The 2,883-nt window shown below is 73.0% G+C and carries 2 protein-coding genes; one reads left to right on the top strand and one right to left on the bottom strand.

Annotated elements, in window-relative coordinates; genetic code table 11:
* Positions 1-2: 2 nt before the first annotated feature.
* Positions 3-533, bottom strand: coding sequence for a MarR family winged helix-turn-helix transcriptional regulator (locus tag DSY14_RS27425; RefSeq protein ID WP_211719500.1), 531 nt, complete (start codon positions 531-533; stop codon positions 3-5).
* Between the two features lie 101 nt (positions 534-634).
* Here DSY14_RS27425 and DSY14_RS27420 point away from each other — a divergent pair.
* Positions 635-2,883: LLM class flavin-dependent oxidoreductase (locus tag DSY14_RS27420; RefSeq protein WP_211719499.1), on the top strand; the 2,249-nt coding region annotated here is incomplete at its 3' end.

The following is a 2,883-nucleotide window of genomic DNA, read 5'->3' as shown; positions in this document are numbered from 1 at the left end:
GCTCAGGCGTGGTGGGGGGAGGGGCGGGCGCTCGGCGACGATGACGTGGTCACCTGCAGGACCGCCGCGCAGGGGTCGGTCTCGGGCGCGCTGCGCTGGATGGCCGCGGCGGCGATACCGGCGGAGGCGCGGAAGAGCTCGCGCTGCTCCTCGGGCAGCGCCCCCAACAGCCGCTCCTCCACGTGCGCGACGAGTTCCTCGGCCCGACGCAGGACGGAGCGCCCGTGGTCGGTGGGGCACACCCGGCGCACCCGGCGGTCCTTGGGATCGACCCGGCGTCGAACCAGGTCGGCGGCCTCCAGGTCGTCGAGCAGGTAGGTCATGACGCTGCGGTCGATGAGCAGCCGTTCGGCCAGGACGGCCTGCGTGGGCGGTTCCCCCGCGGCGATCGTGCCGAGCACGTGGAAACCCCGGCTGCCGTGCGGCAGGTCGGCGAGGGCCTGCTCGACGTGCTCGTGCCAGCGACGGAGCAGGACGGCCAGGGACCACCCCAGGGTGGGTTCGGGGGTGTGCTCCGGAGTGGTGGCGCTCATGTCCTCACGATATCAGGAACAGTTTGTCCGTAATATAAGTTGTAGAGAACATCGTTGTTCCAACAAACGATTTCGGCCCCCGTCGCGCCCGAGGAGCACCCATGACCGACTACGGACACCGCCTGGAGTTCGGCACCTTCATCACGCCGACCGCCCAGGACCCCGAGCGCGCCGTCGGGCTCGCCGAGCGGACCGAGGACGCCGGCCTCGACCTGGCCACCTTCCAGGACCACCCCTACAACTCCGCCTTCCTCGACACCTGGACCCTGCTGAGCTGGGTCGCCGCCCGCACCGAACGTCTCCGGGTCTCGGGCAACGTCCTCAACCTCCCCCTGCGTCCGCCGGCCGTCCTGGCCCGGGCCGCCGCGAGCCTGGACCTGCTGTCCCAGGGACGCTTCGAACTCGGCCTGGGCGCGGGGGCCTTCTGGGACGGTGTCCACGGGATGGGAGGTGGGCGGCGCACCCCCGGGCAGGCCGTCGACGCCCTCTCCGAGGCCATCGACCTCATACGCGAGGTCTGGGACACCGACACGCGCGGTGGGGTCCGCGCCGAGGGCACGTACTACTCCGCCCACGGCATGAAGCGCGGTCCCCGTCCCCACCACGACATCGGGATCTGGCTGGGCGCCTACAAGCCCCGCATGCTCCGCCTGGTCGGCGCCAAGGCCGACGGTTGGCTGCCGAGCCTGGGGTACCTCGACCCCGCCGACCTGCCCGAGTCCCAACGGATCATCGATGAGGCGGCCGAGGCCGCCGGGCGTCACCCCCGACAGATCCGACGTCTGCTCAACCTCTCCGGCGCGACGTTCGCGCCCGTCGACCGCGGGTTCCTCCAAGGCCCGCCCGAACAGTGGGTCGAGCAGCTTCTGCCCCTGGCCGTCGACCACGGGGTGGCCACCTTCATCCTGGGCACCGACGACCCGCGCACCATCGACGTCTTCGGCCAGGAGGTGGCCCCCGCGCTGCGCGCCGCCGTCGAGCGCGAACGCGCCACCGTCGGCACCCCGACCGGTCCGGCGCGGGCGGCCACCGCGCTGGCCGCCCGTCGTCCCGGCATCGACTACGACTCCCTGCCCGACTCCCTGACCGAGGGTGCGGTCGAACCCGGCGACCGGGCCTACGGCGGGCTGCGCCACGGCTACATGCAGCGTGGCCGGCCCGGCCTGGTCCTGCGCCCCTCGGATCCCGCCCAGGTGGCCGAGGCGCTCGCCTACGCGCGCGCCCAGGACGTGGACCTCCACGTCCGTTCCGGCGGTCACGGCATCAGCGGAGCCTCGACCGGCGACGGCGGCGTGGTGATCGACCTGGGACGGATGAACCGGGTGGAGATCCTGGACGCCGGTTCCGGCCTGGTCCGGCTCGGTACCGGCGCGCGCTGGGGCGAGGTCGCCGCCGTGTTGGGGCGTGAGGGCCTGGCGCTCAGTTCCGGCGACCACGGTGGCGTGGGGGTGGGCGGCATCGCCACCACCGGTGGTATCGGCTACATGTCCCGCGCCCACGGGCTCACCATCGACCACGTGACCGCCGCCGAACTGGTCACCGCCGACGGTCGTCTGCTGCGCGTGGACGCCGACCACCACCCCGAGCTGTTCTGGGCGGTGCGCGGAGCCGGGGCCAACATGGGCGTGGTCACGGCGGTGGAGGCCCGCGCCGCCCACGTGGACCAAGTGGTGTTGGGGAGGTTCGCCTACGACGCCGCGGCCACGGCCGCGTTCCTGCGCACCTGGGGTGAGGTCGCCGTCGCCGCGCCGCGCGAGGTCACCGCGTTCTTGACCCTGGGCACGGGCGCCGCGGGGCAGGGCCCGATCGCCCAGGCGATGGTGGTGTACGCCGGTGACGACACCGACGCCGCGGTCACCGCGCTCGAACCCTTCCTCAAGGTCGGACCCGTTCTGGACCAACAGGCGCAGCTCGCGCCCTACCCGGCGTTGTTGGTCCCGCACCAGGGGCCGCACGGTGGTCACGGGGTCCCCGTCTCCCGCTCCGGGCTCGTCGGGACGGTCACCGACGGGGTGGCCGAGGCGGTGGCGGGGATGGTCGCCTCCGGCGACTCCTACTTCACCCAGTTCCGGCAGGTCGGTGGGGCCGTCAACGACGTCGCCCCCGAGGCCACCGCCTACGCCCACCGTGCGGCGCACTTCTCGGTGGCGGCCCTCGGGCGGCGCGCCGACCGGCTGGACCGGCACTGGTCCGGGCTGGAGAACGAACTACAGGGCATGTACCTGAGCTTCGACACCCGCAGCGGCCCGGAGGTCCTGTCCCAGGCATTCCCCGAGCCCGCGCTGACCCGACTGCGTGCGGTCAAGGCCCAGTACGACCCGGAGCGGGTCTTCGATCACAACTTCCCGAT

Source organism: Nocardiopsis sp. MG754419, from assembly GCF_018207095.1.
In the GTDB taxonomy this organism is placed as follows: domain Bacteria; phylum Actinomycetota; class Actinomycetes; order Streptosporangiales; family Streptosporangiaceae; genus Nocardiopsis.
This window is presented reverse-complemented; position numbering and strand designations above follow the sequence as displayed.